Genomic DNA, 24,312 nt, shown 5'->3' with positions numbered 1-24,312 from the left:
AAGGGCGTCATGCCAGCGGAGGCTGGCATCTCAGGAGATGGGGTGCCGACTTCGCCTCCTGAGACCCCAGCTTGCGCTGGGGTGACGGATGGGGAGGAGGCGGCGGGATTCGAACCCTCGATAGCGAAGCCCATCCCCTTCACATCCGGAACAGGCCGAACTGCGCGCGATCGGGAATCGGGGCGTTCAGCGTGGCGGTAAGGGCGAGGCCCAGGACGTCGCGGGTCTGGGCGGGGTCGATGATCCCGTCGTCCCACATCCGCGCGGTGGCGTAATAGGGATTGCCCTCATCCTCGTATTTCTGGCGGATCGGCGCCTTGAACGCCTCGGCTTCCTCGGGGCTCCACTTTTCGGCGTCGCGGTGGACGGTCGCCAGCACCGACGCCGCCTGCTCGCCGCCCATCACGCTGATCCGCGCATTGGGCCAGGTGAACAGGAAGCGCGGCTGATAGGCGCGCCCGCACATCCCGTAATTGCCCGCGCCGAAGCTGCCGCCGATCAGCACGGTGATCTTGGGCACGCTGGCGGTGGCGACCGCCGTCACCAGCTTGGCGCCGTTCTTGGCGATGCCCTCGGCCTCGTATTTGCCGCCGACCATGAAGCCCGAGATGTTCTGGAGGAACAGCAGCGGCACCCGGCGCTGGCAGGCCAGCTCGATGAAATGCGCGCCCTTCAGCGCGCTTTCGGAAAAGAGCACGCCGTTATTGGCGAGGATCGCGACCGGCTGGCCCCAGATATGGGCGAAGCCGCACACCAGGGTGGTGCCGTAGAGCGGCTTGAACTCGTGCAGTTCGGACCCGTCGACGATCCGTGCGATCACCTCGTGCACGTCATAGGGCGCGCGGACGTCCTGCGGCACGATGCCGTAGAGTTCGGCCGGGTCGAAGGCGGGCGCACGCGGATCGGCGCGGTTGACGGCGGCGGGCGCAGGCGGCTGGAGGGTGGCGACGATATCGCGGACGATCAGCAGCGCATGCTCGTCATTCTCGGCGAGATGGTCGACGACGCCAGACTTGCGGGCATGGAGGTCGCCGCCGCCGAGATCCTCGGCGGTGATGACTTCGCCGGTCGCGGCCTTCACCAGCGGCGGGCCGGCGAGGAAGATCGTGCCCTGGTTGCGGACGATCACCGTCTCGTCGGACATAGCCGGCACATAGGCGCCGCCCGCCGTGCAGCTGCCCATCACGCAGGCGATCTGGGGAATGCCCTCGGCTGACATCTGCGCCTGGTTGAAGAAGATCCGGCCGAAATGGTCGCGATCGGGGAAGACCTCGGCCTGGTGGGGCAGGTTGGCACCGCCCGAATCGACCAGATAGATGCACGGCAGCCGATTCTCGCGGGCGATCTCCTGCGCGCGAAGATGCTTCTTCACCGTCATCGGGAAATAGGCGCCGCCCTTCACCGTCGGATCGTTGGCGACGATCATGCAGTGGCGGCCCCGGACGCTGCCGATCCCGCAGATCACCCCGGCGCCGGGCGGGCCGCCGTCCCTGTCGTACATGTTGTTGGCGGCGAGCTGGCCGACCTCGAGGAAGGGCGAGCCCGGATCGAGCAGGCGGTGGACCCGGTCGCGCGGCAGCAGCTTGCCGCGCGCGACATGGCGTTCGCGATGCGCCTCCGATCCGCCGAGCGCGGCGGTGGCGACCCGGTCGCGCAGGTCCTCCGCCAAGGCGCGGTTATGCGCGGCGTTGGCGGCGAAGCCTTCGGATGCGGGGTCGGCGAGCGAGGAGAGGCGGGTCATAGCGCAAGGCCGTCATGCCCGCGGAGGCTGGCATCTCGGGAGGTGATGGAGGGACCTTGCCTTTTGAGACCCCAGCCTTCGCTGGGGTGACGGACAAGGGCGGGGTTCCGGCGGGCGCTCACGAGCCCGCCCCGATAACTTCCCGGCCGATCAGCATGCGACGGATCTCGTTGGTGCCGGCGCCGATGTCGAGCAGCTTGGCGTCGCGCATATAGCGTTCGACCGGCCAGTCCTTCGTATAGCCCGCGCCGCCCAGCGCCTGGACCGCTTCGTTGGCGACCTTCACCGCATTCTCGCTGGCGAGCAGGATCGCGCCCGCCGCGTCGAAGCGAGTGGTGCGGCCCGCGTCGCAGTTCCGCGCCACCGCATAGACATAGGCGCGCGCAGAGTTGAGCGCGACGTACATGTCGGCAACCTTGGCCTGCATCAGCTGGAAGGCGCCGATCGGCTGGCCGAACTGCTTGCGCTCGCGCACATAGGGTAGGACGGTGTCGAGGCAGGCCTGCATGATGCCGAGCTGGATGCCGGCGAGGACGGTGCGCTCATAGTCGAGCCCCGACATCAGCACGCCGACGCCGCCGCCGGTCGGGCCCATCACATTCTCCTCGGGAACCTCGCAGTCCTCGAACACCAGCTCGGCGGTCGGCGAGCCGCGCATGCCGACCTTGTCGATCTTCTGCCCGATCGAGAAACCCTTGAAGCCCTTTTCGATGATGAAGGTGGTGATGGCGCGCGACGCCTTGTCGTCATTGCCGCCGGTCTTGGCATAGACGACCAGCGTGTCGGCATAGGTCGCGTTGGTGATCCAGAACTTCGTGCCGTTGAGGACGTAGCGATCGCCCTTCTTCTCGGCCTTCAGCTTCATCGAGACGACGTCGGACCCGGCGCCCGCTTCGGACATCGCCAGGCTGCCGACATGCTCGCCCGAGATCAGCTTGGGGAGATAGCGCGCCTTTTGCTCGGCGGTGGCCCAGCGGCGGATCTGGTTGACGCACAGGTTCGAATGGGCGCCGTAGCTGAGCCCGATCGAGGCCGAGGCGCGGGCGATTTCTTCCTGTGCCACGACATGTTCGAGATAGCCGAGGCCCAGGCCGCCATCCTCTTCGGCGACGGTGATGCCGTGCAGGCCGAGCGCGCCCATTTCGGGCCAGATCTCGCGCGGGAACCAATCGTCCGCGTCGATCTTGGCGGCGAGCGGGGCGATACGGTCGGCCGCATAGCGTGCCGTCGTGTCGCGGATCGCATCCGCCATCTCGCCCAGTGCGAAATCGAATTCTGCCATATTGCCTCTCCAGAACGCCGCTGCCCTGATAATTCACCGTGGTTCATAAGAAAAATTGAAAGAGATGTGGGAACATCATAGACCGTATCTATGATAGATCGCTATCTCCTCCGCTACTTTCTCGCGGTGATCGACCAGGGCAATTTCTCCAAGGCGGCGGTGTCGTGCAACGTCTCGCAGCCGACCCTGTCCGCCGGAATCGCCAAGCTGGAAACGCTGCTCGGCCGGCCCTTGTTCATCCGCTCCAACCGGCGGGTCGAACTGACCGCGGCTGCGGTCCGCCTCGCCGGGCATGCGCGCCGGATCGAGGCCGAGTTCGCGGCGGCGGAGCGGGCGGTGCAGGAGGAAGCGGCGCCGGCCACCGTGCGACTCGGCATCCTCGGCTCGATCCCGGCACCGTGGATCGAGGATTATGTCGGCCGCTTGCACGGGGCGGGGGGCGGCGAACGGGTCGAGTTCATCGAGGGACGCGAGCGCGAACTGACCGAGCGGCTGGCGCGGGGCGGGCTCGACGTCGCGCTCACCATTCTGCGGGCCGATAGCCGCTTCCCGGCCGAGCCGCTGTTCACCGAGGGTTATGCGCTGGCGATGTCGGCGACGCATGCGCTCGCGGGGCGCGAGCTGATCGACGGCGCGGAACTGGGGGGCGAGCCGATGATCGTCCGGCGGCATTGCGAGCTGCTGTCCGACACCAGCCGCTACTTCACCGCGCGCGGCGTCCGTCCCTTCTTTCCCGCCCGCGTCACCAGCGACGATCGCGCGCTGCGGCTGGTGCGTGCCGGGCTGGGGGTCACGGTGATGCCCGACAGCTTCCGCGCGCCCGGCGTCGTCCGCCCGCGGCTCGCCGATTTTCCGTTTACCCGCGAGATCGGACTGCTGTTCGCCCCCCAGGCGGCAGCAGGGCTGGCCGAACGGCCGGCTATCCGCCTGCTGGCCGAGCTGGTCGAAAACCGCTCAGCCGATGGATTCGTGCGCCACCCCGTGTAGGATCGCGGCGATCGATTGCGTCCTTGTACCGGGTGGTGCGCTATGCCTGCCGGAAAGATACGAAGGAGACCGATGATGCCTTATGTCGACGGATTCATCGTGGCGGTGTCGAAGGACAAGCTCGACGCCTATAAGGCGCTGGCCGAAAAGGCGCGCGACGTGTGGATGGAATTCGGTGCGCTGTCCTATGTCGAGGCGGTCGGCGACGATGTGCCGGTCGGCGAGCTGACGAGCTTTCCGCGCGCGGTGCAGCTGAAGGACGACGAGGTCGTGATCTTTTCCTGGATCACCTACGAAACGCGGGAAGCGCGCGATGCGATCATGAAGAAGGTTATGGAAGACCCGCGCATGAAGTCCGACATGGAGAACATGCCCTTCGACGGGAAGCGCATGATCTATGGCGGCTTCAAGGTCATCGTCGAGAATTGAGGAGCGGACAATGGCGTTCGAAGGAAGCTGTCACTGCGGCAAGGTCGCCTATACGGTCGATGCCGATCCGCCCGGCCAGGCGATGGCGTGCAATTGCTCGCACTGCCGGCGCAAGGGCTTCCTTCTTGCCTTTTTCCCCGCCGCGCAGTTCCGGCTGGAACGGGGCGAGGACGAGCTGACGAGCTATTTTTTCCACAAGCATGCCATCGAGCATCGCTTCTGCTCGACCTGCGGCACCCAGCCCTTCGCGATGGGCAAGATGCCCGACGGCAGCGCGATGGCGGCGGTCAACCTGCGCTGCGTCGAGAGCATCGATCCCGATGCGCTGGAGATCCAGAAGGTCGACGGGGCGAGCTTCTGATGGCGGGATCGACGTCGAGCGGATGCATCTATACCGGTGTCGGCGGCTGGACCTACGAGCCGTGGCGCGACAATTTCTACCCCAAGGGCCTGCCCCATGCCCGCGAGCTCGACTATGCCGGCCAGCACCTCACCGCGATCGAGATCAACGGCACCTATTACGGCACCCAGAAGCGCGAGACGTGGCAGAAATGGGCGGCGGCGGTGCCCGAGGGGTTCGTCTTCACCGCCAAGGCCTCACGCTTCTGCACCAACCGCAAGGTGCTGGCCGACGGTGCGGACTCGATCGCCAAATTCCTCGGCCAGGGCATCGCCGAACTGGGCCCGAAGCTTGGGCCCATCCTGTGGCAGTTCATGGGAACGAAGAGGTTCGAGCGCGACGATTTCGCGCGCTTCCTCGACCTGCTGCCCGCGGAACAGGAAGGGGTGAGGCTGCGCCACGCGATCGAACCGCGCCACGAGAGCTTCGTCTGCGCCGAGTTCGTCGAACTGGCCCGCGACCGCGGCTGCGCGGTCGTGTTCGCCGACCATGCCGAATATCCGATGATCGCCGACCTCACCGCGCCCTTCGTCTACGCCCGGCTGCAGCAGAGCCGCGCCGACGAGCCGACCGGCTACGACGCGGCAGAGCTGGATCGCTGGGCCGGCATCGCGCGGGCATGGGCGGCCGGCAAGGCGCCGGAAGGGCTGGCCTATGCGGCGCCCGCGACGGACGGCGCAAAGGCGCGGGACGTCTTCCTGTTCTTCATCGCCGGCGCGAAGGAGCGGAATCCGGCGGCCGCCCAGGCGCTGATCGCGAAGGTGCAGGACGCCTAGCGAAGGGGGTCAGCGCTTGGCCTTGAGCGACTTGACCGCCTCCATCGTGCCGTTGACATGGCCCGCGACGCCCATTTCCGAATGGACGAAGACGACCTTGCCGTTCGGCGCGATCACATAGGAAGTGCGGTTGGTGCGCCCGGTGACGTTGGGAATGAGGCCGGCTTCCAGCGCGACGTCATAGCCCTTGATCATCGCCGGGGTGGCGACGCCGACCGCGAATTTGTTGCGGCATTCCTGGACCGAGAACTGGTTGAGCTTTTCGATCGGGTCGGCCGCCATGCCGACGACGGTCGCACCCAGCTTCGCGAAGTCGTCGGTCGCCTCGGCGAACTCGCGCGCCTCGACCGTGCAGCCCTTGGTGAAGGCGGCGGGGAAGAAATACAGCACCACCGGACCCTTCTTGAGCGCCTTGGCCAGCGAGAAATCGAAATCCTTGCCGCCGAGCGACGCCCGCGTGTCGAACAGTGGCGCCTTGGCCCCCGTCTTCAGCGCGGCGGGGGCGGCGGCGGGCATGGCGAGGGCGGCGATAAGGCCGAGGGCGGACAACAGGCGACGCATGGGAGATTCTCCATCGGAAAGCCGCAGACTAGCCTTCCCGGCGGCCGCGTCCAGCGATCCCTTGCCGTCCGGCCCGATCAGCCACGGTGGGGCACCATCCCGGCGAGCTGGGGCGGCGGCGCCTGCCAGGCGTCGCCCGGCATCAGGAAGCGTACGGTGCGGTTGGCGAAGTCGATCGACACCCGGTCGAACAGGCGCAGCGCATCCATGCCCAGCAGCAGGGCCGGCTTTCCGTCGAGCCCGAGCCGGTGGAATATCTCCGCGTCGGCAAAGGCGACCGGCATGTCCTTCAGGGTCACGGTGCCGATCCGGATCTCCTGGGCGGAGCTATAGTCGGCCAGGGTCTGGCCGCCGGTCACGCTGGTGATGCTGATCGGCACGATCGGTCCGAGCTTTCCGCGCCGCTCGAGCCTCTGGCGCAGCGCCGGGTTGCCGATCGACACCGCCGACCCGGTGTCGATGATGACGTTGACCTTCTGTCCCTCGGCCTCGGCGTCGACCAGGATCAGCTGGCCGAGCCGGCGGCGCGCCGTCACGACGATCTCGTCGGTTTCGACCCGGGTCGATCGCGGCGCCTCGCTGATCGACATGCGCATCGCACGGAAATCGAGCACGACCCGCTTGGTCTGGAGGCTGTCGATGCCGAGCATGCCGACCGCGCCCAGGTGAAATTCGGACAGCAGCGGCGCCTCGAACGAAGCCATCCGGCTACGGCTCGATGTGAGGCGCAGGCCCGGGACGATCGCGGTGGCGACCTGATCCTGTCCGGCGATGCTGAGCAAGGTGACGGGCTGGGCGGGGGCGAGGGTCAGCCGCTCGGCCAGCTCGCGCGACAGCACGGTGCGCTCGGCACCGGTGTCGACGACGAACTGATAGGTGCCGCCGCCGTCGATCGTCACCGGGACGGTCAGCCGCTTGTTCATGTCGCGGCCGCCCTGGATCATTTCGGGCGATGAAGAATCATTCGGAGCGGGAGTCGGGGCGGCGGCCCCGGCCACAGCCATCAGGCCGGCGACGCCCAGCGCGGCCAAGCCCTTGATTACAGGAAACATCCTTTCCATCGACCTCTCCCACAAGGCCCGCAGGATAAGCCTTTTCGGGAGTTTTCACAATGATCGGTCGGGGTGTTCGCGGGAACCGAAACGATATCTCCCGGTTGTAGCGGCTGAGTTCAAAATGCGGAGTAGTGTACAATGAAGAGGATGCTTCTGATCGGTCTCGCCGCGGCGGGACTATCGGCCCTGGCTGCGCCGAGCGCCGCCCTGGCCGGGGATGAGGATGACGCCCGCGTTGCCATCGCAGCCGCCAAGGCGAAGCTCGATTCGGCGGAGAAGGCCGGTGTCGGCGGCAATGCCGGCGACGTGCTCAACCGCAGTCGGACCACGCTGGAAGAGGCGAACGTCCAGTTCCGCAAGGATGAGGATCGCCACGCGCTGGCCCTGGCCCGCGAGGCCGAGGCGCTGGCCGACCTCGCGACCGCCACCGCCGAGATGCGCGCGCTCGAGACCGAGCGCTCGAAGGTCGCGGCGAACTGATCGGGCGAGCAGGAGAGAAGAGATGAACAAGTTCATGCTGACCTTTGCCGGCGCCACCGCGCTGGCCGGCCTTGCCACCCCGGCGCTTGCCGACAAGACCGACAAGCTGGTCACCGACCAGTATCGCGAGAAGATCGCCGTCGCGCGTGCCGAACCCGGCGTCGCCGAATATGGCGCGGTCTATCTGGATCGCGCTTCGGAGCGGATCGCGAAGCTCGACAAGAAGCTCGACAACGACAAGGCCGGCCAGGCCGAAGCCGTCGCCGGCGAGATCGACGCGCTGATCGAGACCGCGCGCACCCGCGCCAAGGTCGCGATGCTGAAGAAGGATGTCGAGCAGGCCAAGGCCGAGGCGACGTCGCGCACGAATGCCAAGCTGGCCGATGCCCAGGCGACCGCCGCCAACGCGCAGGCCTCTGCGGCTGCGGCCCAGGCCGAAGCGGCCCGGCTGAAGAGCGAGATGCGCGAATATCAGCTGCGCCAGACCCAGCTCGGCGCCACGCTCGTCCTCCAGGATGTCGTGTTCGAGACCGGCAAGGCCGATCTGAAGCCCGGCGCCGCGCAGCGCCTGCAGCCGCTCGCGCAATATCTGCAGGCCAATGCCGACGTGAAGGTCCGCATCGACGGCCATACCGACTCGCAGGGTTCGGACAGCTACAACCAGCAATTGTCCGAGGCGCGCGCGCAGGCGGTGCGGACCGCGCTGGCCGGGATGGGCGTCGGGCCCGAGCGGATCACCGCGGTCGGCCATGGCGAGGCGCAGCCGGTGGCCGACAATATGAATGCTGCGGGGCGCCAGCAGAATCGCCGCGTCGAAGTGACGCTGGTCGGGCAGCAGGCTTCGTCCTTCGCGGCGCTGAACTGACATATCGACCAGACCGGGACCGCCCTTGCCGCGGCGGTCCCGGCACCTTCCCATCCCGTTCCAGTCCCGCGCGAGCGGGATTTTTTGCGTGAAGGCGCCTGTCCCCCGACATCCATGGCGAGATTCCCGGCTCTCGCCGCGTCGCTTGTTGCGGTCGGACAACAACGGGGATTATGTGCAATGCGACATCCGCGTTTCAGCGGTGAAATCCTCCGACATGAAGGGTGGCTAAGAGGATCGGAATGAAGCTTGACGGTCGCCCTGCCTACCTGTCGCGCCCCCTGTTCGGGCTGGGGCTGCTGTTGCTGTCGGCGTGCAACGCAGGGCCGGATTATCGGCCGCCATCGGTGTCGGATCTCAAGATCCCCGACCAGTTCCAATCTTCGTCGACCATCGCCGCCGAACAGGACATGGTCGATCTCGCTCGCTGGTGGGACAGCTTCGAGGATCCGATCCTCACCCAGCTGATCGACCGCGCCTTCACCGGCAATCTCGACGTCAGCGCCGCCGCCGCCCGGCTCCGCCAGGCGCGAGCCACGCTGCGCGGCACCCAGGGCCAGGCGCTGCCGAGCGTCGGCACCAGCGCCTCGGTCACGCGCAGCGTCGGCGCCGACAGCCGCACGATCATCGATCCCTCGACGGGGCAGACGCTCAGCAGCGGCGGCGACACCACCATCTATCGCGGCGGCTTCGACGTCGCCTGGGAAGCCGATCTGTTCGGGGGCATCCGCCGCTCGGTCCAGGCCGCCCGCGCCACCGCCGAGGCGCGCGAGGCCGACCTGCGTTTCACCCAGGCCAGCATCGCCTCCGAGGTCGGGCTCAACTATGTCCAGGCGCGGCTCGCCCAGATCCGCCTGCGGATCGCGCGCGAAAATCTGGCCGCGCAGGACGAGACCTTCGAACTCGTCGGCTGGCGGCGGCAGGCCGGCCTGGTCTCCAGCCTCGACTATGAGCGGGCGCGCCAGCTGCGCGCCCAGACCGCCGCGTCGATCCCGACGATCGAGAACGACTATGCGACCGCGGTCAACCGCGTCGCCGTGCTGCTGGGCGAGGCCCCCGGGGCGATCACCGCCCTGATCGACCAGCCCGCCTCGATTCCACTGGCGCCCGGCGTCGACGCGCCGATCCCGGCGCAGGTGATCGAGCGCCGCCCCGACATCGCCAGCGCCGAACGCGCCCTCGCCGCCGAAAGTGCGCGGATCGGCGTGCAGACCGCGCAGCTCTATCCCGCGCTGCGCCTGTCCGGCGCCTTCACCGGCTCGTCGACCTCGATCGGCAACGTGATCAGCGACGGCATCGGCAACCTCGTTGCGGGCATCACCGCGCCGATCTTCGAAGGCGGGCAGATCCGCGCCGCCATCCTCGGCCAGCGGGCCGCTACCGACGCCGCCTACGACGCCTATCGCCAGTCGGTGCTGACCGCGCTGGAGGAGGTGGAGAACGCGTTGAAAAGCCGCGAGGTCGCCGAGCGGCGCGAGGCCGATCTGGCGGTCAGCTATGAGGCCGCGAACAATTCGGCGCGCTATGCCGAACTGCAATACCGGTCGGGCCTCGTCGACTTCCAGTCGCTGCTCGACAGTCAGCGCAGCCGCCTGACCAGCCAGGATTCGGCCGCGGCGGCGCGTGCCGCCCGGGCGAGCGCGACGATCCAGCTCTACAAGGCGCTGGGGGGCGGCTGGCAAATGGCGCCGATCCCGGCCCCTGGACCCTATGAAGGCGGGCAAAAGTCCGCCCCTGCCGAAACGAGAAACCGATGACCGATCCCGACAAGCAGCCCCAGCAGGATCTGGACGAATTCCTCGGCGTCGAACCGACATCGCCGCGCGCGGTGCTGTTCCGCCGGATCGGCGTCGGCCTCGCCATCGTCGTGGTGCTGATCATCCTCTGGCGGCTGATCTTCGGCGGCGACGACAAGGCGGCCTATGCGACCCGCCCGGTCGAGCGCGGCGACCTGACCGTGATCGTCTCGGCGACGGGCAATCTCGCTCCGACCAACCAGGTCGAGGTCGGCTCCGAACAGTCGGGCATCATCCTCGACGTCTATGTCGATAACAACGACCGGGTGAAGAAGGGACAGCTTCTCGCCAAGCTCGACACGTCCCGGTTGCAGGATACCGTCAACCAGGCGCAGGCCGGGCTGGCATCGGCCCAGGCCGGGGTCGAGCAGGCCGAGGCCACGGCCCTGCAGGCGCGGGCGACCCTGCGACGACAGGAACAGGTCTGGCGACTATCGGGCGGCAAGGTGCCGTCGGCCACCGAACTGGACGTCGCGCGGGGCGATGTGGCCCGCGCGGCGGCCGGCGTTTCGACGGCCAGGGCCGCGGTAGACCAGGCACAGGCCACGCTTTCCTCCGCCCAGACCGCCTTGTCCAAGGCGTTCATCCGTTCGCCGGTCAACGGCCAGGTGCTGTCGCGCTCGATCGAGCCGGGGCAGACCGTCGCGGCCTCGTTCAACGCCCCGGTGCTGTTCACCATCGCCGAGGACCTCGGCCAGATGCGGCTCGAGGTGAAGGTGGACGAAGCCGATGTCGGACAGGTCAGGAAGGGCCAGCGCGCGACCTTCGTGGTCGATGCCTTCCCCGGTCGCACCTTTCCGGCGACGATCGAGCGGGTCGACGTCGGCGCCAACGCGACCGGCACCGGTTCGTCGAGTTCATCGTCGACCACGGCGACGGCGACCACGAGCGGCGTCGTCGCCTATACCGCGCGGCTGACCGTCTCCAACGGCGATGGGCTGCTCCGCCCGGGCATGACCGCGACCGCCGACATCGTCACCACCGAGAAGAAGAATGTGCTGCTCGTGCCCGCGGCCGCGCTGCGCTTCACCCCCGATCGCCAGGCCGCGGCCAGCGGCGGGCTGACCAGCGTGCTTGCACCGCGTCCGATGCGGCGCCGGGGCGGCAGCGGCGAGCGCGAGACGGTGATCGGGCGGGGCAGCAAGCAGACCGTCTATATGGTGGCGGGATCGGGCGGCCAGCCCCAGCCGGTCGAGATCACCGTCGGCGAGAGTAACGGCAGCCAGGCCGAGGTGATCGGCGGCAAGCTGACCGAAGGCACGCAGGTCGTGATCGGCCAATATGCCGCCGGCGGCGGCGGTGGCGGCGCTGGCGGCGGCCAGGGCGCAAGCGGACAGCGGCGCAATGGCCAATGATCCGCAGACCGGCGACGCGCTGATCTCGCTGCGCGGCGTGACCAAGGTGTTCGGCGAGGGACCGACCGCCTTCGCCGCGCTCAAGGGCGTCGACCTCGACATCGCGCGCGGCGATTTCGTCGCGGTGATGGGGCCGTCGGGATCGGGCAAGTCGACGACGATGAACATCCTGGGTTGCCTCGACGTGCCGACCGAAGGGCAGTTCCTGTTCCACGGCCATCATGTCGAGACGCTGGAGCGCGACCAGCGCGCGCTGCTCCGCCGCCGTTATCTCGGCTTCGTCTTCCAGGGGTTCAACCTGCTGGCACGGACCTCCGCGCTCGAGAATGTCGAGCTGCCGCTGGTCTATCGCGGCGAGGAGAAGGCCGCCCGGCGCGCGGCGGCGATGGCGGCGCTCGACAAGGTCGGCCTCGCCGACTGGTGGGACCATAGTCCCGCCGAGCTGTCGGGGGGCCAGCAGCAGCGGGTCGCGATCGCCCGCGCGATCGTCACCCATCCCGACGTGCTGCTCGCCGACGAGCCGACCGGCAATCTCGACAGCGAGCGGTCGATCGAAATCATGGAATTGCTGACCGACCTCAACCGCAACAGCGGGATCACCGTGCTGATGGTGACGCACGAGCCCGACATGGCCGCCTATGCCCACACCATCATCCATTTCCGTGACGGCCTGGTCGAGCGGACCGAGGTGACCGATGGTCCGGGGGTGAAGGCGTGATGGCGGATATCCTCCTCGCGAACCTGAAGCCGTCTGCCGCCTTCGCGGGAGAGGGTCGGGGAATCGCCGGCGGGAGACGCTGATATGTACGGCACCACCTTCCTCCTCGCGGTGCGCGAGATCCGGCGGCACCTGCTGCGGTCCTTCCTCACCATCCTGGGCATCGTCATCGGCGTCTGGGCGGTGGTGACGATGGTGACCCTGGGCCAGGGCGCCACCGCTGCGGTCAAGCAATCGATCTCCGCGCTCGGCGCCAACGTCCTGCAGGTCCGTCCCGGCCAGGGCTTCGGGCGCGGCGGCGGCGGGCCGCAGCCGCCCGACTTCAAGATCGAGGATCTCGATGCGATCCGCACCCAGATCGTTGGCGTCACAGCGGTGGCGCCGCTGGTCCAGTCGACCGGCACCGCCGTCTTCAACGCGGCCAACTGGTCGACGACGGTCAACGGTACCAACCGCGAATATTTCATCGCCCAGCCCTGGACCTTCACCGGCGGCCGCATGTTCTCGCCCGCCGAGGAACAGGCCGGCAAGGCGGTCTGCATCATCGGCAACACCGTCCGCAGCCGGCTGTTCCGGGGTACCGACCCGGTCGGCCAGCGCTTTCGCATCAAGAATATCTCCTGCGAGATCATCGGGACGCTGGCGCCCAAGGGGCAGGGCGGCTTCGGCAACGACCAGGACGATATCGTGCTGATGCCCTACAAGGCGGTGCAGCGGCGGATGACCGGCAATCGCGACGTGCGCACCATCATGGTGTCGGTCGACGACGCCTATGACAGCCAGCGGGTGCAGGCGTCGCTGCGCGACCTGCTGCGCGAGCGCCGCCACCTGACCGACGAGGCCGAGGACGACTTCAACATCTTCGACACCAAGCAGATCTCGGACACGCTCTCTGGAACGACCCAGATCCTGACCTCGCTGCTCGGCGCGGTCGCGGCGGTCAGCCTGCTCGTCGGCGGCATCGGCATCATGAACATCATGCTCGTCTCGGTGACCGAGCGGACCCGCGAGATCGGCATCCGCCTGGCCATCGGCGCGGTCGCGCGCGAGGTGCTGCTGCAATTCCTGGTCGAGGCGGTGACGCTCGCCTGCCTGGGCGGTCTGCTCGGCCTGCTCCTGGCGCTCATCTCGACGCTGATCCTCGCGCCGGTGCTCCAGGTGCCCTTCATCTTCGACCCGCAGATCAACCTCGTCGCCTTCGTATTTTCGGCGCTGATCGGCGTGGTGTTCGGCTACTTCCCGGCGCGCCGCGCGGCGTCGCTCAACCCGATCGAGGCGCTGCGGCACGAATGAAGCACGCCCTCCTTCTCGTCCTCCTGCTGGCCTCTCCGGCGCTCGCCAGGCACGATACGCCGCTGCCCGCCTGTCCGGAGCCGGTGAAGCCGGTACTGTTCATCTCGCCGATGGGCGAGCCCTTCCGGCCGAAGGGGGATGGCGACGATCCCGTCCGGCGCTGGTTCGACCAGGCCGACCGCAACAGGGACGGTACGCTGACGGTGGGTGAGCTGATGCTCGACGGCGACCGCTTCTTCGCGACCCTCGACAAGGACGGAAGCGGCGAGCTGCTGCCCGACGAGGTGGGCGCCTATGAGCAGGATGTAGCGCCGGAGATAAGGCTCTATCAGCGGCGCCCCGAACGGAGCGCGGACGACGCCGGCAAGCCCGACCGCCGGCGCGGCGGCAAGCGGGCGGAGCTGCCGGCGGGGGTCGACGGGACGATCGGGGCGGGCCGCTATGGCTTCCTCAACATCCCCAATCCGGTGGCGGCGGCCGACCGCGACCTCAATCGCGCGGTCACGACCCAGGAGTTCCGCGCGGCGGCGGCCGATCGCTTCGCCGATCTTGATCCGCAGCAGACCAAGGCGCTGCGCTTCGACCAGCTTCCGAAGACGCCGGCCCGGATCCTCGCCAACGCGGCCTGCCTCCAGCGGATCAAGGACCGGGCGAAGGAGAAGCGGCGATGAGCGGCGGCAACCCCCTCATTTTGGTCGTCGACGACGATGCCGACCTGCGCACCCTGATCGCCGATTTCCTGCGCGCCAACGGCCTGCGCGTCGAGAGCGCCGCCGACGGCGTCGAGATGGACGCCCGGATCGCCGCCGAGCGGCCCGACCTGGTCGTGCTCGACCTGATGATGCCGGGGGAGGACGGACTGTCGATCCTGCGCCGGGTTCGCAAGCCCGGTGGCCCCGCCGTCATCATGCTGTCGGCGATGGGCGGGGATACCGACCGGATCATCGGGCTGGAAGTCGGCGCCGACGATTACCTGCCCAAGCCGTGCAACCCGCGCGAACTGCTCGCCCGGATCCGCGCGGTATTGCGGCGGCGGGGGGACGAGGCGACCGCAGCCGGGCCGGCGGGAGCCGTCCGTCGCTTCGGGGCCTGGACGCTCGACATCGTCCAGCGCGAGCTGCGGCGGCTCGATGCGCCCGCGGCCCCGCTGACCGATGCGGAGTTCCGCGTGCTCGCCGCCTTCCTCGACCGGCCGCAGCGCGTGCTCAGCCGCGACCAGTTGATCGAGGCGGGCAAGGGGATCGACAGCGACGTGTTCGACCGCGCCATCGACGTGACGATCAGCCGGCTGCGCAAGAAGCTCGGGCCCGACGATCCGATCCGGACGATCCGCAACGAAGGCTATATGTTCACCCTGAAGGTCGAGGGCGAGTGAAACGCGCGCGCGGCAAGGGCCTGTCGATCTTCTCGCAGACGCTGCTGCTCCTGCTTGCCAGCGTCGCGGTGGTGTTCGTCGTCACCGTCGCGCTGTTCGCCTGGTCGCCGCCGCCGCGTCCCGACTTCAACAGCCTGTCCGATATCGCCGAGGCGCTGTCGGGTCGCAAGATGCCGCGTGGGCGTCACTGGCGCGTCATGACTATCCCGCGCGATCGCGCCGGCGCCGTGCCGATCGTCCCGGCGCCTGGACCCGACCCGGACGATCGCGAGCGGCGGCTCGGCGTGGTGCAGCGGCCCACCGCCCCCTTGCCCGATCCAGACATGGTGAGTTCGGACGTCTTCACCGCGCGCCTCGCCGACCGGATCGGCGTTCCGATCGAGGATGTCCGGCTGTTCTTCGAACCCGACCAGCGCAGCAACATGCCGTTCGGCCGGCACGGCGATCGCCGCGTGATCGTTCGTCGCGGCGAGCCGCTGTTCTTCGACACCGTCGTCGCCGGGCTGCGTACCGACGGCGGATGGCGGGTCGTGCGGACGCCGCCGCGCGCCTGGCTGGCCTCGTGGCAGCGACGGGTATTGATGCTGTTCGGGCTCAGCCTGCTCGCCGTCATCCCCTTCGCCTGGTTTTTCGCGCGCGCGCTCGCCAAGCCCATCCGCCGCATTGCCGACGCCGCCGACCAGATGGGGGCCAATCCGAAGGCGCCGCTGATCGTCGAGGAGGGGCCGACCGAGCTGCGCGTCACCGCCCATGCGCTCAACAGCATGCAGCAGCGCCTGTCGGCCTATCTGGCCGAACGCACGAACATGATCGGGGCGATCGCCCACGACCTGCGCACCCCGCTCGCCCGGATCGCCTTTCGCATCGAGGGCGCCCCCGACGAGATGCGCGAGAAGGTACAGGGCGATATCGAGCAGATGCGTGCGATGATCGCCGCCACCATCTCGTTCGTCCGCGACACCGGCAGCGTGACCGTCGTCGCACCGGTCGCGATCGATGCGCTGATCGAGGGCCTGGCCGCCGATGAGCGCGAGATCGGGCGGCCGGTGGTGCTCGGCAGGATCGAAGCCGCCGAGGTGGCCGGCGATCCGATGGCGCTGGAACGCCTCTTCCAGAACCTTGTCGACAACGGCGTCGTCTATGGCGGCGGCGTGGAGATCGACGTGGTCCGTGTCGGCGGCGAGGTCGAGATCAGGATCGCCGACCGCGGGCCGGGTCTTCCGGAAAGATCGCTCGAGGCGATGTTCCAGCCGTTCGAGCGCGGCGAGCCGTCGCGCAACCGGGCGACGGGCGGCATCGGTCTCGGCCTCAGCATCGCCCGCGCCATCGCGCAGGAACATGGCGGCAGCCTTGTCCTCGCGAATCGACCGGGCGGCGGGCTCGAGGCGATCTGCCGCCTGCCGATCCGGAGCTAAGCTCCTCCCCCCTCGGCGTTTCCGCGAACGCCCTGCAACCGCCTCGGATTCCCGCTTTTGCAAGAATGACGGTAAGAGGGGCGGTGGATAAAAACCCTTTCCGCAACGTTGGCATCCGAGGAACTCCGGGCCCGCGGACCGGCTCTTGTAATTTTATTGCTTGGCTGTTGTAATATTATTCCAAGGGGCTATAGGCGCCATATGGGTCAGCAATACTGACCGAAAAGGTATGAGGATGAGCTGCGCATGACGGGCCGTAACCTGCCGCCCCTGTCGCTTCACGTTCCCGAACCGGCCTTCCGGCCGGGCGACAGCGTGGACTTCGCCGATTTCGACATGCCCGCCGCCGGCGCGGTGCGCCGACCGGAGATCGATGCCCAGCCCCCCGAAATCCGCGACATGGTCTATGCCATGGTGCGCGTCCTCGACGACGAGGGCAGGGCGCAGGGTCCGTGGGATCCGCGGCTGGCGCCGGAGACGCTGCTGAAGATGCTGCGGAGCATGGCGCTGACCCGTGCCTTCGACGAGCGGCTCTACCGGGCGCAGCGCCAGGGCAAGACCAGCTTCTACATGAAGTGCACCGGCGAGGAGGCGACCTCGGTCGCCGCCGCCCATGCGCTCGACTATGACGACATGTGCTTCCCGAGCTATCGCCAGCAGGGCCTGCTGATCGCGCGCGACTGGCCGGTGGTCGACATGATCAACCAGATCTATTCGAACCGCGCCGACCGGCTGAAGGGCCGGCAGATGCCGATCATGTATTCGGTGCGGCAGGCCAATTTCTTTTCGATCTCGGGCAACCTCACCACCCAATATCCGCAGGCGGTCGGCTGGGCGATGGCCAGCGCCGCGCGCGGCGACACGCGGATCGCGGCGGCCTGGTGCGGCGAGGGATCGACGGCGGAGGGCGACTTCCATTCGGCGCTGACCTTCGCCGCGGTCTACCGTGCGCCGGTCATCCTCAACGTCATCAACAACCAATGGGCGATATCGTCCTTCTCGGGTTTCGCCGGCGCGGAGGCGACGACCTTCGCGGCGCGCGCGATCGGCTATGGCATCGCCGGCCTCAGGGTCGACGGCAACGACGCGCTGGCGGTCTACGCCGCGACCCAGTGGGCCGCCGACCGCGCACGCAACAACCACGGGCCGACCCTGATCGAGCATTTCACCTATCGCGCCGAGGGTCATTCGACCTCGGACGATCCGACCAAATATCGCTCGGCCGAGGAAGGCACCAAATGGCCGCTCGGCGATCCGATCGCGCGGCTCAAGAAGCATGTCATCGCCCTGGGCATCTGGGACGAGGAGCGCCACGCGGCGATGGACCTGGAGGTGGCGGAGCACGTCAAGGCGGCGCAGCGCGAGGCGGAGAAGAACGGCATCCTCCAGGACGGCCTCAAGCAATCCTTCGACTCGATGTTCGAGGACGTGTTCGAGGAGATGCCCTGGCACCTCAAGGAACAGTCTGCGCAGATGCACGACGAACGCAAGGCGGCTGGGATATGAGCTGCATTTCGCCCCTCGGCCGCGTCATCCCGGCGGAGGCCGGGATCTCGGGAGGCTCCCGCGCGCCCAATTCTCCTGAGACCCCGGCCTCCGCCGGGGTGACGGGCAGCGGAAAGGCAGGTTCATGACCGGCGAAACCCGCACCATGAACATGATCCAGGCGATCAATTCGGCGATCGACATCGCGATGGGCCGCGACGAGATGATCGTCGTGCTCGGCGAGGACGTCGGCTATTTCGGCGGCGTCTTCAAGGCGACCGAGGGCCTGCAGAAGCGCTACGGCAAGACCCGCGTGTTCGACACGCCGATCAGCGAGTGCGGCATCATCGGCGTCGCGGTCGGCATGGCCACCTACGGCCTGCGTCCGGTGCCCGAGATCCAGTTCGCCGATTATATCTATCCCGCGCTCGACCAGCTCGTCTCGGAGGCGGCGCGGCTGCGCTATCGCTCGGGCGGCGAGTTCACCGCGCCGATCACGGTCCGCACGCCGTTCGGCGGCGGAATCTTCGGCGGGCAGACGCACAGCCAGAGCCCCGAGGGCATCTTCACCCATGTCGCGGGTCTGAAGACGGTGATCCCGTCCAACCCCTATGACGCCAAGGGCCTGCTGATCGCCGCGATCGAGGACAACGACCCGGTGATCTTCTTCGAGCCGAAGCGCATCTACAACGGCCCGTTCGACGGCCATCATGACCGTCCCGTCCAGCCGTGGAGCAAGTTCGCCGAGAGCGCGGTGCCCGAGGGCTATTACAAGGTGCCGCTGGGCAAGGCGAACGTCGTGCGCGAGGGCAACGACGTCACCGTGCTGGCCTATGGCACGATGGTCCATGTCGCGCACAGCGTGATCAAGGAGACCGGCGTCGACGCCGAGCTGATCGACCTGCGCACCCTCGTCCCGCTCGACATCGAGACGGTCGTCGCATCGGTGAAGAAGACCGGGCGCTGCATGGTCGTCCATGAGGCGACCAAGACCAGCGGCTTCGGCGCCGAGCTGTCGGCACTCGTGCAGGAGCATTGCTTCCACTGGCTCGAGGCGCCCGTCCAGCGCGTCACGGGCTGGGACACGCCTTATCCCCATAGCCTCGAATGGGCCTATTTCCCCGGCCCTGTGCGGCTGACCGAAGCGCTCAAGCGCGTCATGCAGGATTGATCCGAGATGGGAACCTATAGCTTCAAGCTGCCGGATATCGGCGAAGGCATCGCCGAGGCCGAGATCGTGGCATGGCACGTCGCGCCGGGCGACATCGTCGAGGAAGACGCGCCGCTCGCGGACCTGATGACCGACAAGGCGACGGTCGAGATGACCGCGCCCGTCGCGGGCAAGGTGGTGAAGATCGCGGGCGAGGTCGGCGAGCAGATCGCGATCGGATCGATCCTCGCGGTGTTCGAGGTCGAGGGCGACGCCGAGGCGGCTCCCGAGCCGACCCCTGCGATCGAGGTCGCGCCGAACGAGGCCGCCCAGGTGGTGAAGCCCGATCCCGAACCTTCTCCCGTCCCCCTCCGGGCAGAGGATGGGGAGACGGGCAGTGCAGCGCGATCGAGCGCCGCGCCAGTCGCGAGCCCGGCGCCTCTCCCCGACGCGCTTCCCAAGGGCGAGCGGGAACATGTCCGTGTCCTCGCCTCGCCCGCCGTGCGCCAGCGCGCGAAGGATCTCGGCATCGACCTCGCCCAGATCAAGACCGCCGAAGTGGGCCGCGTCCGCCATGCCGATCTCGACGCCTTTCTCAGCTACAATGCCGGCGGCGGCTATCGTGCGCCGGGGGGCGGCGCCCGTGCCGACGAACAGGTCAAGGTGATCGGCCTGCGCCGCCGCATCGCCGAGAACATGCAGGCGGCCAAGCGCCACATCCCGCACTTCACCTATGTCGAGGAGATCGACGTCACCAGGCTGGAGGAGCTGCGCGCCGATCTCAACGCGACGCGCGGGGCGAAGCCCAAGATCACCATGCTGCCGCTGCTGATCACCGCGATCTGCAAGACGCTGCCCGACTTCCCGATGATCAATGCGCGCTATGACGACGAGGCGGGAATCGTCACCCGCTCGGGCGCGGTTCATCTCGGCATGGCGACGCAGACCGATGCCGGCCTGATGGTGCCGGTGATCCGCAGCGCGCAGGAGCGCAACATCTGGCAGCTGGCAAGCGAGATCGTCCGCCTCGCCGATGCCGCGCGCGGCGGCAAGGCGAGGTCGGAGGAACTGTCGGGCTCGACCCTGACGATCACCTCGCTCGGCCCGCTCGGCGGGATTGCGACGACGCCGGTGATCAACCGCCCCGAGGTCGCGATCATCGGCCCCAACAAGGTGGTCGAGCGGCCGGTGTTCCGCGATGGCCAGGTGGTCGCGGCGAAGCTGATGAACCTGTCGATCTCGTGCGACCACAGGGTCGTCGACGGCTGGGACGCCGCCCGCTTCGTCCAGGCGCTCAAGCGGTTGCTGGAGACGCCGGCGCTGCTGTTCGTGGATTGAAGTAGACCCCTTTTTCGACGTCACCCCAGCGAGGGCCGGGGTCTCGGGAGAGGCGGTTGCCGTTCCTCTCACGAGATGCCAGCCTTCGCTGGCATGACGTTTTTGGGCAAGGTCAGGGAAGGACTCGGCTTGCCTAGCCCCCGTCCGCAAGGCTAGAGAGCGCGCCACTCAACGACAGTTCAGGACGGGACGGCAATGGCCGGTCATAGCAAATTCAAGAATATCATGCACCGCAAGGGTGCGCAGGACAAGAAGCGCTCGGCGCTCTTCTCGAAGCTCAGCCGCGAAATCACCGTCGCGGCACGGATGGGCCTGCCCGATCCGGCGATGAACGCGCGCCTGCGCCAGGCGGTCATCACCGCGCGCAAGGAAGGCCTGCCCAAGGACAATATCGAGCGGTCGATCAACAAGGCCGCCGGCGGCGACGGGGCCAATTACGAGGAAATCCGCTATGAGGGCTTCGGCCCCGGCGGCGTCGCGCTGATCATCGAGGCACTGACCGACAACCGCAACCGCACCGCGACCAACGTCCGCACCGCGGTGTCGAAAAACGGCGGCAATCTCGGTGCGGGCGGCTCGGTCAGCCACGGTTTCGACCGGCTCGGCCTGATCAGCTACGGCATCGCTGCGGGCGATGCCGAGAAGGTGTTCGAAGCCGCGCTCGAGGCCGGCGCCGACGATGTCAGCTCGAGCGAGGACGGCCACGAGATCTGGACCGCGCAGGACGCGCTCCACGAGGTCGCCAAGGCGCTCGAGCCGGTGCTCGGCGAGGCCGACGGCGCGAAGCTGGCCTGGCGGCCGCAGACGATGGTCACCGTCGGCGAGGAGGATGCCGGCAAGCTCCTCAAGCTGATCGACGCGCTCGACGACGATGACGACGTGCAGACCGTCTGGGGCAATTACGACGTCCCCGAAGAGGTGATGGCGAAGCTCGGGTGACGCGCTGCCGGCGCGCTCACGCGACGAGCTTCGGGTCTCAGCTTCGCTAGCCCGCCGCTTTTCGCTTCACAAAGCGGGCGCGCTGGGCGAAAGAGAACATGTGACGAACATGGTCGCCTTGCAGCTATGATCCTGATCGGATTCGATCCGGGCCTCGGTACCACCGGCTGGGGCGTGATCGCCGCCGACGGCAACCGGCTGAGCCACGTCGCCAACGGGCAGATCAAGACCGAGCCGTCGATGGAGCTGTCGCGCCGGCTCTACCTGCTCCACGGCGCCCTGGCGGAACTCATCCGCACCTACCGGCCCGAGGGCGCGGCGGTCGAGGAGGTGCTCGGCAATTCTAACGCCCAGTCGACCCTCAAGCTCGGGCAGGCGCGCGGCGTCGTACTGCTCGCGGCCGCGCTGGCCGAGGTGAGCGTCGGCGAATATCATCCCTCGATCGTCAAGAAGGCGGTGGTCGGGACCGGCGGCGCGGAGAAGAGGCAGGTGCAGGCGATGGTGAAGGTGTTGCTGCCCGGCGCAAAGCTTGCCGGCCCCGACGCGGCCGACGCACTCGCGGTCGCGATCACCCATGCCCATCATCTCGCCAGCGCGCGCGCGATGCGCCGGGTGGTCGCATGATCGCGCGGCTGCGCGGCGTGCTCGCCGAGACGGGCGCCGACCATGCGGTGCTCGACGTCGGCGGGGTCGGCTATCTCGTCTGGTGCTCGGGTCGCACCCTGACGGCGATCGGCGAGGTCGGCGGCGACGTGCTGCTGTTCACCGAGATGCAGGTGCGCGAGGACGCGATCACCCTCTACGGCTTCGGCTCCGCGGCCGAGCGCGAGACCTTCCGCCTGCTGACCGGCGTGCAGGGCGTCGGCGGCCGGGTCGCGCTGTCGATCCTGTCGGTGCTCGACGCGGGCGAGCTGTCACGCGCTATCGCGAGCGGCGACAAGGCGATGGTCGCGCGCGCCAACGGCGTCGGCCCCAAGCTCGCCATGCGCATCGTCAACGAACTCAAGGACAAGATGGGCGGCGTCCCGCTCGGCCCGGGCCTGGCATCGGCGCCGGCCGCCAGGGGCGGCGTTTCGACCGACGCGCTCTCGGCGCTCGCCAATCTGGGCTTCCGGCCCGCCGAGGCGAGCAGCGCGGTCGGCGCCGCCATCGAGGAACTCGGCGACGGCGCGTCGCTCGACGCCGTGGTGCGGCTGGCGCTCAGGAAGGCGGCGAAGTGAGGAAAGCCTCCCCGGCGGTCGGCTGGACGTTCTTCGGATCGAACGGATATGGAATGTCCGGATGACCGATCCCGATCGCATTCTTTCCGCCAGCCGCCGACCCGAGGACGTCGACGCCGCGCTGCGGCCCAAGTCGCTCGACGAATTCGTCGGGCAGCGGGCGGCGCGCGACAATCTGCGCGTGTTCATCGAGGCGGCGCGCCAGCGCGGCGATGCGCTCGACCACGTCCTGTTCTTCGGCCCGCCGGGCCTCGGCAAGACCACGCTCGCCCAGATCATCGCCAAGGAAATGGGGGCGGGCTTCCGCGCGACCTCGGGGCCGGTCATCGCCAAGTCGGGCGATCTCGCCGCGCTGCTGACCAACCTCGAGGACGGCGACGTGCTGTTCATCGACGAGATCCACCGCCTCCAGCCGCAGGTCGAGGAGGTGCTCTATCCGGCGATGGAGGACCGTGCGCTCGACCTGATGATCGGCGAGGGGCCGTCGGCGCGCAGCGTGCGGATCGACCTGCCGCGCTTCACCCTGGTCGGCGCGACCACCCGCCAGGGCCTGATCACCACTCCGCTGCGCGATCGCTTCGGCATTCCCATCCGGCTGCAATTCTACAGCGTCGAGGAGCTCGAGAAGGTCGTCAGCCGCGCGGCCCGCCTGCTCGACCTGCCGATCGCGTTCGACGGTGCGATGGAGATCGCCCGCCGCGCGCGGGGTACGCCGCGCATCGCCGGCCGGCTGCTGCGCCGGGTGCGCGACTTCGCGCATGTGCTGGGCGCCGGAACCGTCGATGCCGAGGTCGCGGACCAGGCGCTCAACCGGCTGGAGGTCGACAATCTCGGCCTCGACGCGATGGATCGCCGCTATCTTCACATGATCGCCGATATCTATCGGGGCGGCCCGGTGGGGGTGGAGACGCTCGCCGCCGGCCTGTCCGAGCCGCGCGACACGATCGAGGACGTGATCGAGCCCTATCTGATCCAGCTCGGCCTGATCGCGCGCACCGCGCGGGGCCGGTGCCTCAACGGGCGCGGCTGGAAGCATCTCGGCCTGAACCCTCCGCCGGAAGCCGGGCAGGAAGGTCTGTTCGACGGGGTGTGATCCCGGCGCTGTCCCGCCCGCGAAAGCCGGGATGACGTGTCGGCGGGGTGAATCGAAGAAAATCGCGTTAAAAGGGATTCATTTCGGCTCCCGATCGCCTAAACAGCGTTCTGCATGCATGAAACGCCTTATTCCGGCCGCTTCGAACACGGCGCGCATCTATTCGCGTTGCGCGTCTATTTCGAGGATACGGATGCTGGCGGCGTCGTTTACCACGCAAGCTATCTCCGGTTCATGGAACGTGCCCGCAGCGACATGATGCGGGTAGCCGGGATCGACCAGCGCGGGGCGATGGAACGCGGCGAGGGCAATTACGTCGTCGCCGAGATGACGATCCGCTACCGGGCGCCCGCCCGGCTCGACGACGACCTGATCGTCGTCAGTCGCGTCGGGAATATGCGGGGGGCCCTGTGCGTCGTTCATCAGGGAGTCATGCGCGGGACCGAAACAGTGGCGGAGGCCGATGTCTCGGTCGCGCTGATCGGCCCCGACGGCCGACCCAAGCGGCAGCCCCGCCACTGGATCGAGACGTTTGAACGATTGAAAGGGATGGATTGAA

25 protein-coding genes are annotated in these 24,312 nt (G+C 68.1%); 21 read left to right on the top strand and 4 right to left on the bottom strand.

What is annotated here, in order from left to right; all coding sequences use genetic code 11:
* Positions 1–139 precede the first annotated feature (139 nt).
* The gene (locus ASE22_RS06310; RefSeq protein ID WP_056356456.1) at positions 140–1,741 is read right to left on the bottom strand and encodes a carboxyl transferase domain-containing protein; all 1,602 of its coding nucleotides are present in this window, start codon (positions 1,739–1,741) and stop codon (positions 140–142) included.
* A gap of 118 nt (positions 1,742–1,859) precedes the next feature.
* Positions 1,860–3,023, bottom strand: a complete 1,164-nt coding sequence (locus ASE22_RS06305) for an isovaleryl-CoA dehydrogenase (protein WP_056356454.1) — start codon at positions 3,021–3,023, stop codon at positions 1,860–1,862.
* Positions 3,024–3,113: 90 nt separating this feature from the next.
* Between ASE22_RS06305 and ASE22_RS06300 the strand changes: the two genes are divergently transcribed.
* From ASE22_RS06300 to ASE22_RS06285, 4 genes are all read left to right on the top strand, one after another.
* The gene (locus ASE22_RS06300; RefSeq protein ID WP_056356452.1) at positions 3,114–4,010 is read left to right on the top strand and encodes a LysR family transcriptional regulator; all 897 of its coding nucleotides are present in this window, start codon (positions 3,114–3,116) and stop codon (positions 4,008–4,010) included.
* Positions 4,011–4,082: 72 nt separating this feature from the next.
* Positions 4,083–4,439 carry a DUF1428 domain-containing protein gene (locus ASE22_RS06295; RefSeq protein ID WP_235536261.1) on the top strand — a complete coding sequence of 119 codons (357 nt, stop codon included), beginning with the start codon at positions 4,083–4,085 and terminating at the stop codon, positions 4,437–4,439.
* A gap of 10 nt (positions 4,440–4,449) precedes the next feature.
* Positions 4,450–4,800 (top strand): GFA family protein, encoded by a 351-nt coding sequence (locus ASE22_RS06290; RefSeq protein ID WP_056356451.1) that lies wholly within the window; start codon positions 4,450–4,452, stop codon positions 4,798–4,800.
* On the top strand, positions 4,800–5,615 hold the full coding sequence (locus tag ASE22_RS06285) for a DUF72 domain-containing protein (RefSeq protein ID WP_056356449.1): 816 nt from the start codon (positions 4,800–4,802) through the stop codon (positions 5,613–5,615). The genes ASE22_RS06290 and ASE22_RS06285 overlap by 1 nt, the downstream gene beginning before the upstream one ends.
* Positions 5,616–5,624: 9 nt before the next feature.
* On the opposite strand, the gene ASE22_RS06280 is transcribed toward ASE22_RS06285, so the two are convergent.
* Both ASE22_RS06280 and ASE22_RS06275 read right to left on the bottom strand, forming a co-directional pair.
* Positions 5,625–6,176 (bottom strand): peroxiredoxin, encoded by a 552-nt coding sequence (locus ASE22_RS06280; protein ID WP_056356447.1) that lies wholly within the window; start codon positions 6,174–6,176, stop codon positions 5,625–5,627.
* Between the two features lie 77 nt (positions 6,177–6,253).
* On the bottom strand, positions 6,254–7,099 hold the full coding sequence (locus ASE22_RS06275) for a retroviral-like aspartic protease family protein (protein WP_235538121.1): 846 nt from the start codon (positions 7,097–7,099) through the stop codon (positions 6,254–6,256).
* A 270-nt stretch (positions 7,100–7,369) separates the two neighbouring features.
* Between ASE22_RS06275 and ASE22_RS26700 the strand changes: the two genes are divergently transcribed.
* The 17 genes from ASE22_RS26700 to ASE22_RS06190 all read left to right on the top strand — a co-directional run bounded on the left by ASE22_RS26700 (position 7,370) and on the right by ASE22_RS06190 (position 24,311).
* Positions 7,370–7,711, top strand: coding sequence for a DUF4398 domain-containing protein (locus ASE22_RS26700; RefSeq protein ID WP_056356444.1), 342 nt, complete (start codon positions 7,370–7,372; stop codon positions 7,709–7,711).
* A gap of 22 nt (positions 7,712–7,733) precedes the next feature.
* Positions 7,734–8,576 (top strand): OmpA family protein, encoded by an 843-nt coding sequence (locus ASE22_RS27905; RefSeq protein WP_056356442.1) that lies wholly within the window; start codon positions 7,734–7,736, stop codon positions 8,574–8,576.
* Positions 8,577–8,818: 242 nt separating this feature from the next.
* Positions 8,819–10,333 (top strand): efflux transporter outer membrane subunit, encoded by a 1,515-nt coding sequence (locus ASE22_RS06260; protein ID WP_056356440.1) that lies wholly within the window; start codon positions 8,819–8,821, stop codon positions 10,331–10,333.
* A complete protein-coding gene (locus ASE22_RS06255) occupies positions 10,330–11,727 on the top strand; it encodes an efflux RND transporter periplasmic adaptor subunit (RefSeq protein WP_056356438.1) in 1,398 nt (465 codons plus the stop codon). Before ASE22_RS06260 ends, ASE22_RS06255 begins: the two co-directional genes overlap by 4 nt.
* Positions 11,717–12,445, top strand: coding sequence for an ABC transporter ATP-binding protein (locus ASE22_RS06250; protein WP_056356489.1), 729 nt, complete (start codon positions 11,717–11,719; stop codon positions 12,443–12,445). The genes ASE22_RS06255 and ASE22_RS06250 overlap by 11 nt, the downstream gene beginning before the upstream one ends.
* 84 nt (positions 12,446–12,529) lie before the next feature.
* Positions 12,530–13,738, top strand: a complete 1,209-nt coding sequence (locus tag ASE22_RS06245; protein WP_056356436.1) for an ABC transporter permease — start codon at positions 12,530–12,532, stop codon at positions 13,736–13,738.
* The gene (locus ASE22_RS06240) at positions 13,735–14,409 is read left to right on the top strand and encodes a hypothetical protein (RefSeq protein ID WP_056356434.1); all 675 of its coding nucleotides are present in this window, start codon (positions 13,735–13,737) and stop codon (positions 14,407–14,409) included. Before ASE22_RS06245 ends, ASE22_RS06240 begins: the two co-directional genes overlap by 4 nt.
* Positions 14,406–15,113 carry a response regulator gene (locus tag ASE22_RS06235; RefSeq protein ID WP_056356432.1) on the top strand — a complete coding sequence of 236 codons (708 nt, stop codon included), beginning with the start codon at positions 14,406–14,408 and terminating at the stop codon, positions 15,111–15,113. Before ASE22_RS06240 ends, ASE22_RS06235 begins: the two co-directional genes overlap by 4 nt.
* A complete protein-coding gene (locus ASE22_RS06230; protein WP_056356430.1) occupies positions 15,110–16,528 on the top strand; it encodes a sensor histidine kinase in 1,419 nt (472 codons plus the stop codon). The genes ASE22_RS06235 and ASE22_RS06230 overlap by 4 nt, the downstream gene beginning before the upstream one ends.
* 246 nt (positions 16,529–16,774) lie before the next feature.
* Positions 16,775–18,034, top strand: a complete 1,260-nt coding sequence (locus ASE22_RS06225) for a 3-methyl-2-oxobutanoate dehydrogenase (2-methylpropanoyl-transferring) subunit alpha (protein ID WP_056356428.1) — start codon at positions 16,775–16,777, stop codon at positions 18,032–18,034.
* A gap of 145 nt (positions 18,035–18,179) precedes the next feature.
* Complete coding sequence (locus ASE22_RS06220) at positions 18,180–19,184, top strand: alpha-ketoacid dehydrogenase subunit beta (protein WP_056356488.1); 1,005 nt, start codon at positions 18,180–18,182, stop codon at positions 19,182–19,184.
* Positions 19,185–19,190: 6 nt separating this feature from the next.
* A complete protein-coding gene (locus tag ASE22_RS06215) occupies positions 19,191–20,501 on the top strand; it encodes a dihydrolipoamide acetyltransferase family protein (protein ID WP_056356426.1) in 1,311 nt (436 codons plus the stop codon).
* 195 nt (positions 20,502–20,696) lie between these two features.
* Positions 20,697–21,440: a YebC/PmpR family DNA-binding transcriptional regulator gene (locus ASE22_RS06210; RefSeq protein WP_056356424.1), complete on the top strand. Its 744-nt coding sequence runs from the start codon at positions 20,697–20,699 to the stop codon at positions 21,438–21,440.
* 126 nt (positions 21,441–21,566) lie between these two features.
* Positions 21,567–22,064 carry a crossover junction endodeoxyribonuclease RuvC gene (gene ruvC / locus ASE22_RS06205; RefSeq protein ID WP_056356422.1) on the top strand — a complete coding sequence of 166 codons (498 nt, stop codon included), beginning with the start codon at positions 21,567–21,569 and terminating at the stop codon, positions 22,062–22,064.
* Positions 22,061–22,660 (top strand): Holliday junction branch migration protein RuvA, encoded by a 600-nt coding sequence (gene ruvA, locus ASE22_RS06200; protein ID WP_056356421.1) that lies wholly within the window; start codon positions 22,061–22,063, stop codon positions 22,658–22,660. Before ruvC ends, ruvA begins: the two co-directional genes overlap by 4 nt.
* Positions 22,661–22,721: 61 nt before the next feature.
* Entirely contained in the window at positions 22,722–23,753 is a 1,032-nt protein-coding gene (gene ruvB, locus ASE22_RS06195; protein ID WP_056356419.1) for a Holliday junction branch migration DNA helicase RuvB, read from the top strand.
* Between the two features lie 114 nt (positions 23,754–23,867).
* Positions 23,868–24,311, top strand: a complete 444-nt coding sequence (locus tag ASE22_RS06190; protein WP_056356417.1) for a YbgC/FadM family acyl-CoA thioesterase — start codon at positions 23,868–23,870, stop codon at positions 24,309–24,311.
* The last annotated feature ends 1 nt before the right edge of the window (position 24,312 follow it).

The sequence above is a fragment of the Sphingomonas sp. Root720 genome (genome assembly GCF_001428605.1).
Lineage (GTDB): Bacteria > Pseudomonadota > Alphaproteobacteria > Sphingomonadales > Sphingomonadaceae > Rhizorhabdus.
Note: the sequence above shows the minus strand (reverse complement) of the source record. Positions and strands in the feature narration are given on the sequence as shown.

Coding starts and splice junctions, on each gene's coding strand:
- ASE22_RS06225 (WP_056356428.1), top strand. CDS start 16,775: ATGACGGGCCGTAACCTGCCGCCCCTGTCGCTTCACGTTCCCGAACCG.
- ASE22_RS06290 (WP_056356451.1), top strand. CDS start 4,450: ATGGCGTTCGAAGGAAGCTGTCACTGCGGCAAGGTCGCCTATACGGTC.
- ASE22_RS06190 (WP_056356417.1), top strand. CDS start 23,868: ATGCATGAAACGCCTTATTCCGGCCGCTTCGAACACGGCGCGCATCTA.
- ASE22_RS06280 (WP_056356447.1), bottom strand. CDS start 6,176: ATGCGTCGCCTGTTGTCCGCCCTCGGCCTTATCGCCGCCCTCGCCATG.
- ASE22_RS06210 (WP_056356424.1), top strand. CDS start 20,697: ATGGCCGGTCATAGCAAATTCAAGAATATCATGCACCGCAAGGGTGCG.
- ASE22_RS06255 (WP_056356438.1), top strand. CDS start 10,330: ATGACCGATCCCGACAAGCAGCCCCAGCAGGATCTGGACGAATTCCTC.
- ASE22_RS06250 (WP_056356489.1), top strand. CDS start 11,717: ATGGCCAATGATCCGCAGACCGGCGACGCGCTGATCTCGCTGCGCGGC.
- ASE22_RS06300 (WP_056356452.1), top strand. CDS start 3,114: ATGATAGATCGCTATCTCCTCCGCTACTTTCTCGCGGTGATCGACCAG.
- ASE22_RS06235 (WP_056356432.1), top strand. CDS start 14,406: ATGAGCGGCGGCAACCCCCTCATTTTGGTCGTCGACGACGATGCCGAC.
- ruvC (WP_056356422.1), top strand. CDS start 21,567: ATGATCCTGATCGGATTCGATCCGGGCCTCGGTACCACCGGCTGGGGC.
- ASE22_RS06215 (WP_056356426.1), top strand. CDS start 19,191: ATGGGAACCTATAGCTTCAAGCTGCCGGATATCGGCGAAGGCATCGCC.
- ASE22_RS06260 (WP_056356440.1), top strand. CDS start 8,819: ATGAAGCTTGACGGTCGCCCTGCCTACCTGTCGCGCCCCCTGTTCGGG.
- ruvA (WP_056356421.1), top strand. CDS start 22,061: ATGATCGCGCGGCTGCGCGGCGTGCTCGCCGAGACGGGCGCCGACCAT.
- ASE22_RS06240 (WP_056356434.1), top strand. CDS start 13,735: ATGAAGCACGCCCTCCTTCTCGTCCTCCTGCTGGCCTCTCCGGCGCTC.
- ASE22_RS06295 (WP_235536261.1), top strand. CDS start 4,083: ATGATGCCTTATGTCGACGGATTCATCGTGGCGGTGTCGAAGGACAAG.
- ASE22_RS27905 (WP_056356442.1), top strand. CDS start 7,734: ATGAACAAGTTCATGCTGACCTTTGCCGGCGCCACCGCGCTGGCCGGC.
- ASE22_RS06285 (WP_056356449.1), top strand. CDS start 4,800: ATGGCGGGATCGACGTCGAGCGGATGCATCTATACCGGTGTCGGCGGC.
- ASE22_RS26700 (WP_056356444.1), top strand. CDS start 7,370: ATGAAGAGGATGCTTCTGATCGGTCTCGCCGCGGCGGGACTATCGGCC.
- ASE22_RS06305 (WP_056356454.1), bottom strand. CDS start 3,023: ATGGCAGAATTCGATTTCGCACTGGGCGAGATGGCGGATGCGATCCGC.
- ASE22_RS06245 (WP_056356436.1), top strand. CDS start 12,530: ATGTACGGCACCACCTTCCTCCTCGCGGTGCGCGAGATCCGGCGGCAC.
- ASE22_RS06275 (WP_235538121.1), bottom strand. CDS start 7,099: ATGAACAAGCGGCTGACCGTCCCGGTGACGATCGACGGCGGCGGCACC.
- ruvB (WP_056356419.1), top strand. CDS start 22,722: ATGACCGATCCCGATCGCATTCTTTCCGCCAGCCGCCGACCCGAGGAC.
- ASE22_RS06220 (WP_056356488.1), top strand. CDS start 18,180: ATGAACATGATCCAGGCGATCAATTCGGCGATCGACATCGCGATGGGC.
- ASE22_RS06310 (WP_056356456.1), bottom strand. CDS start 1,741: ATGACCCGCCTCTCCTCGCTCGCCGACCCCGCATCCGAAGGCTTCGCC.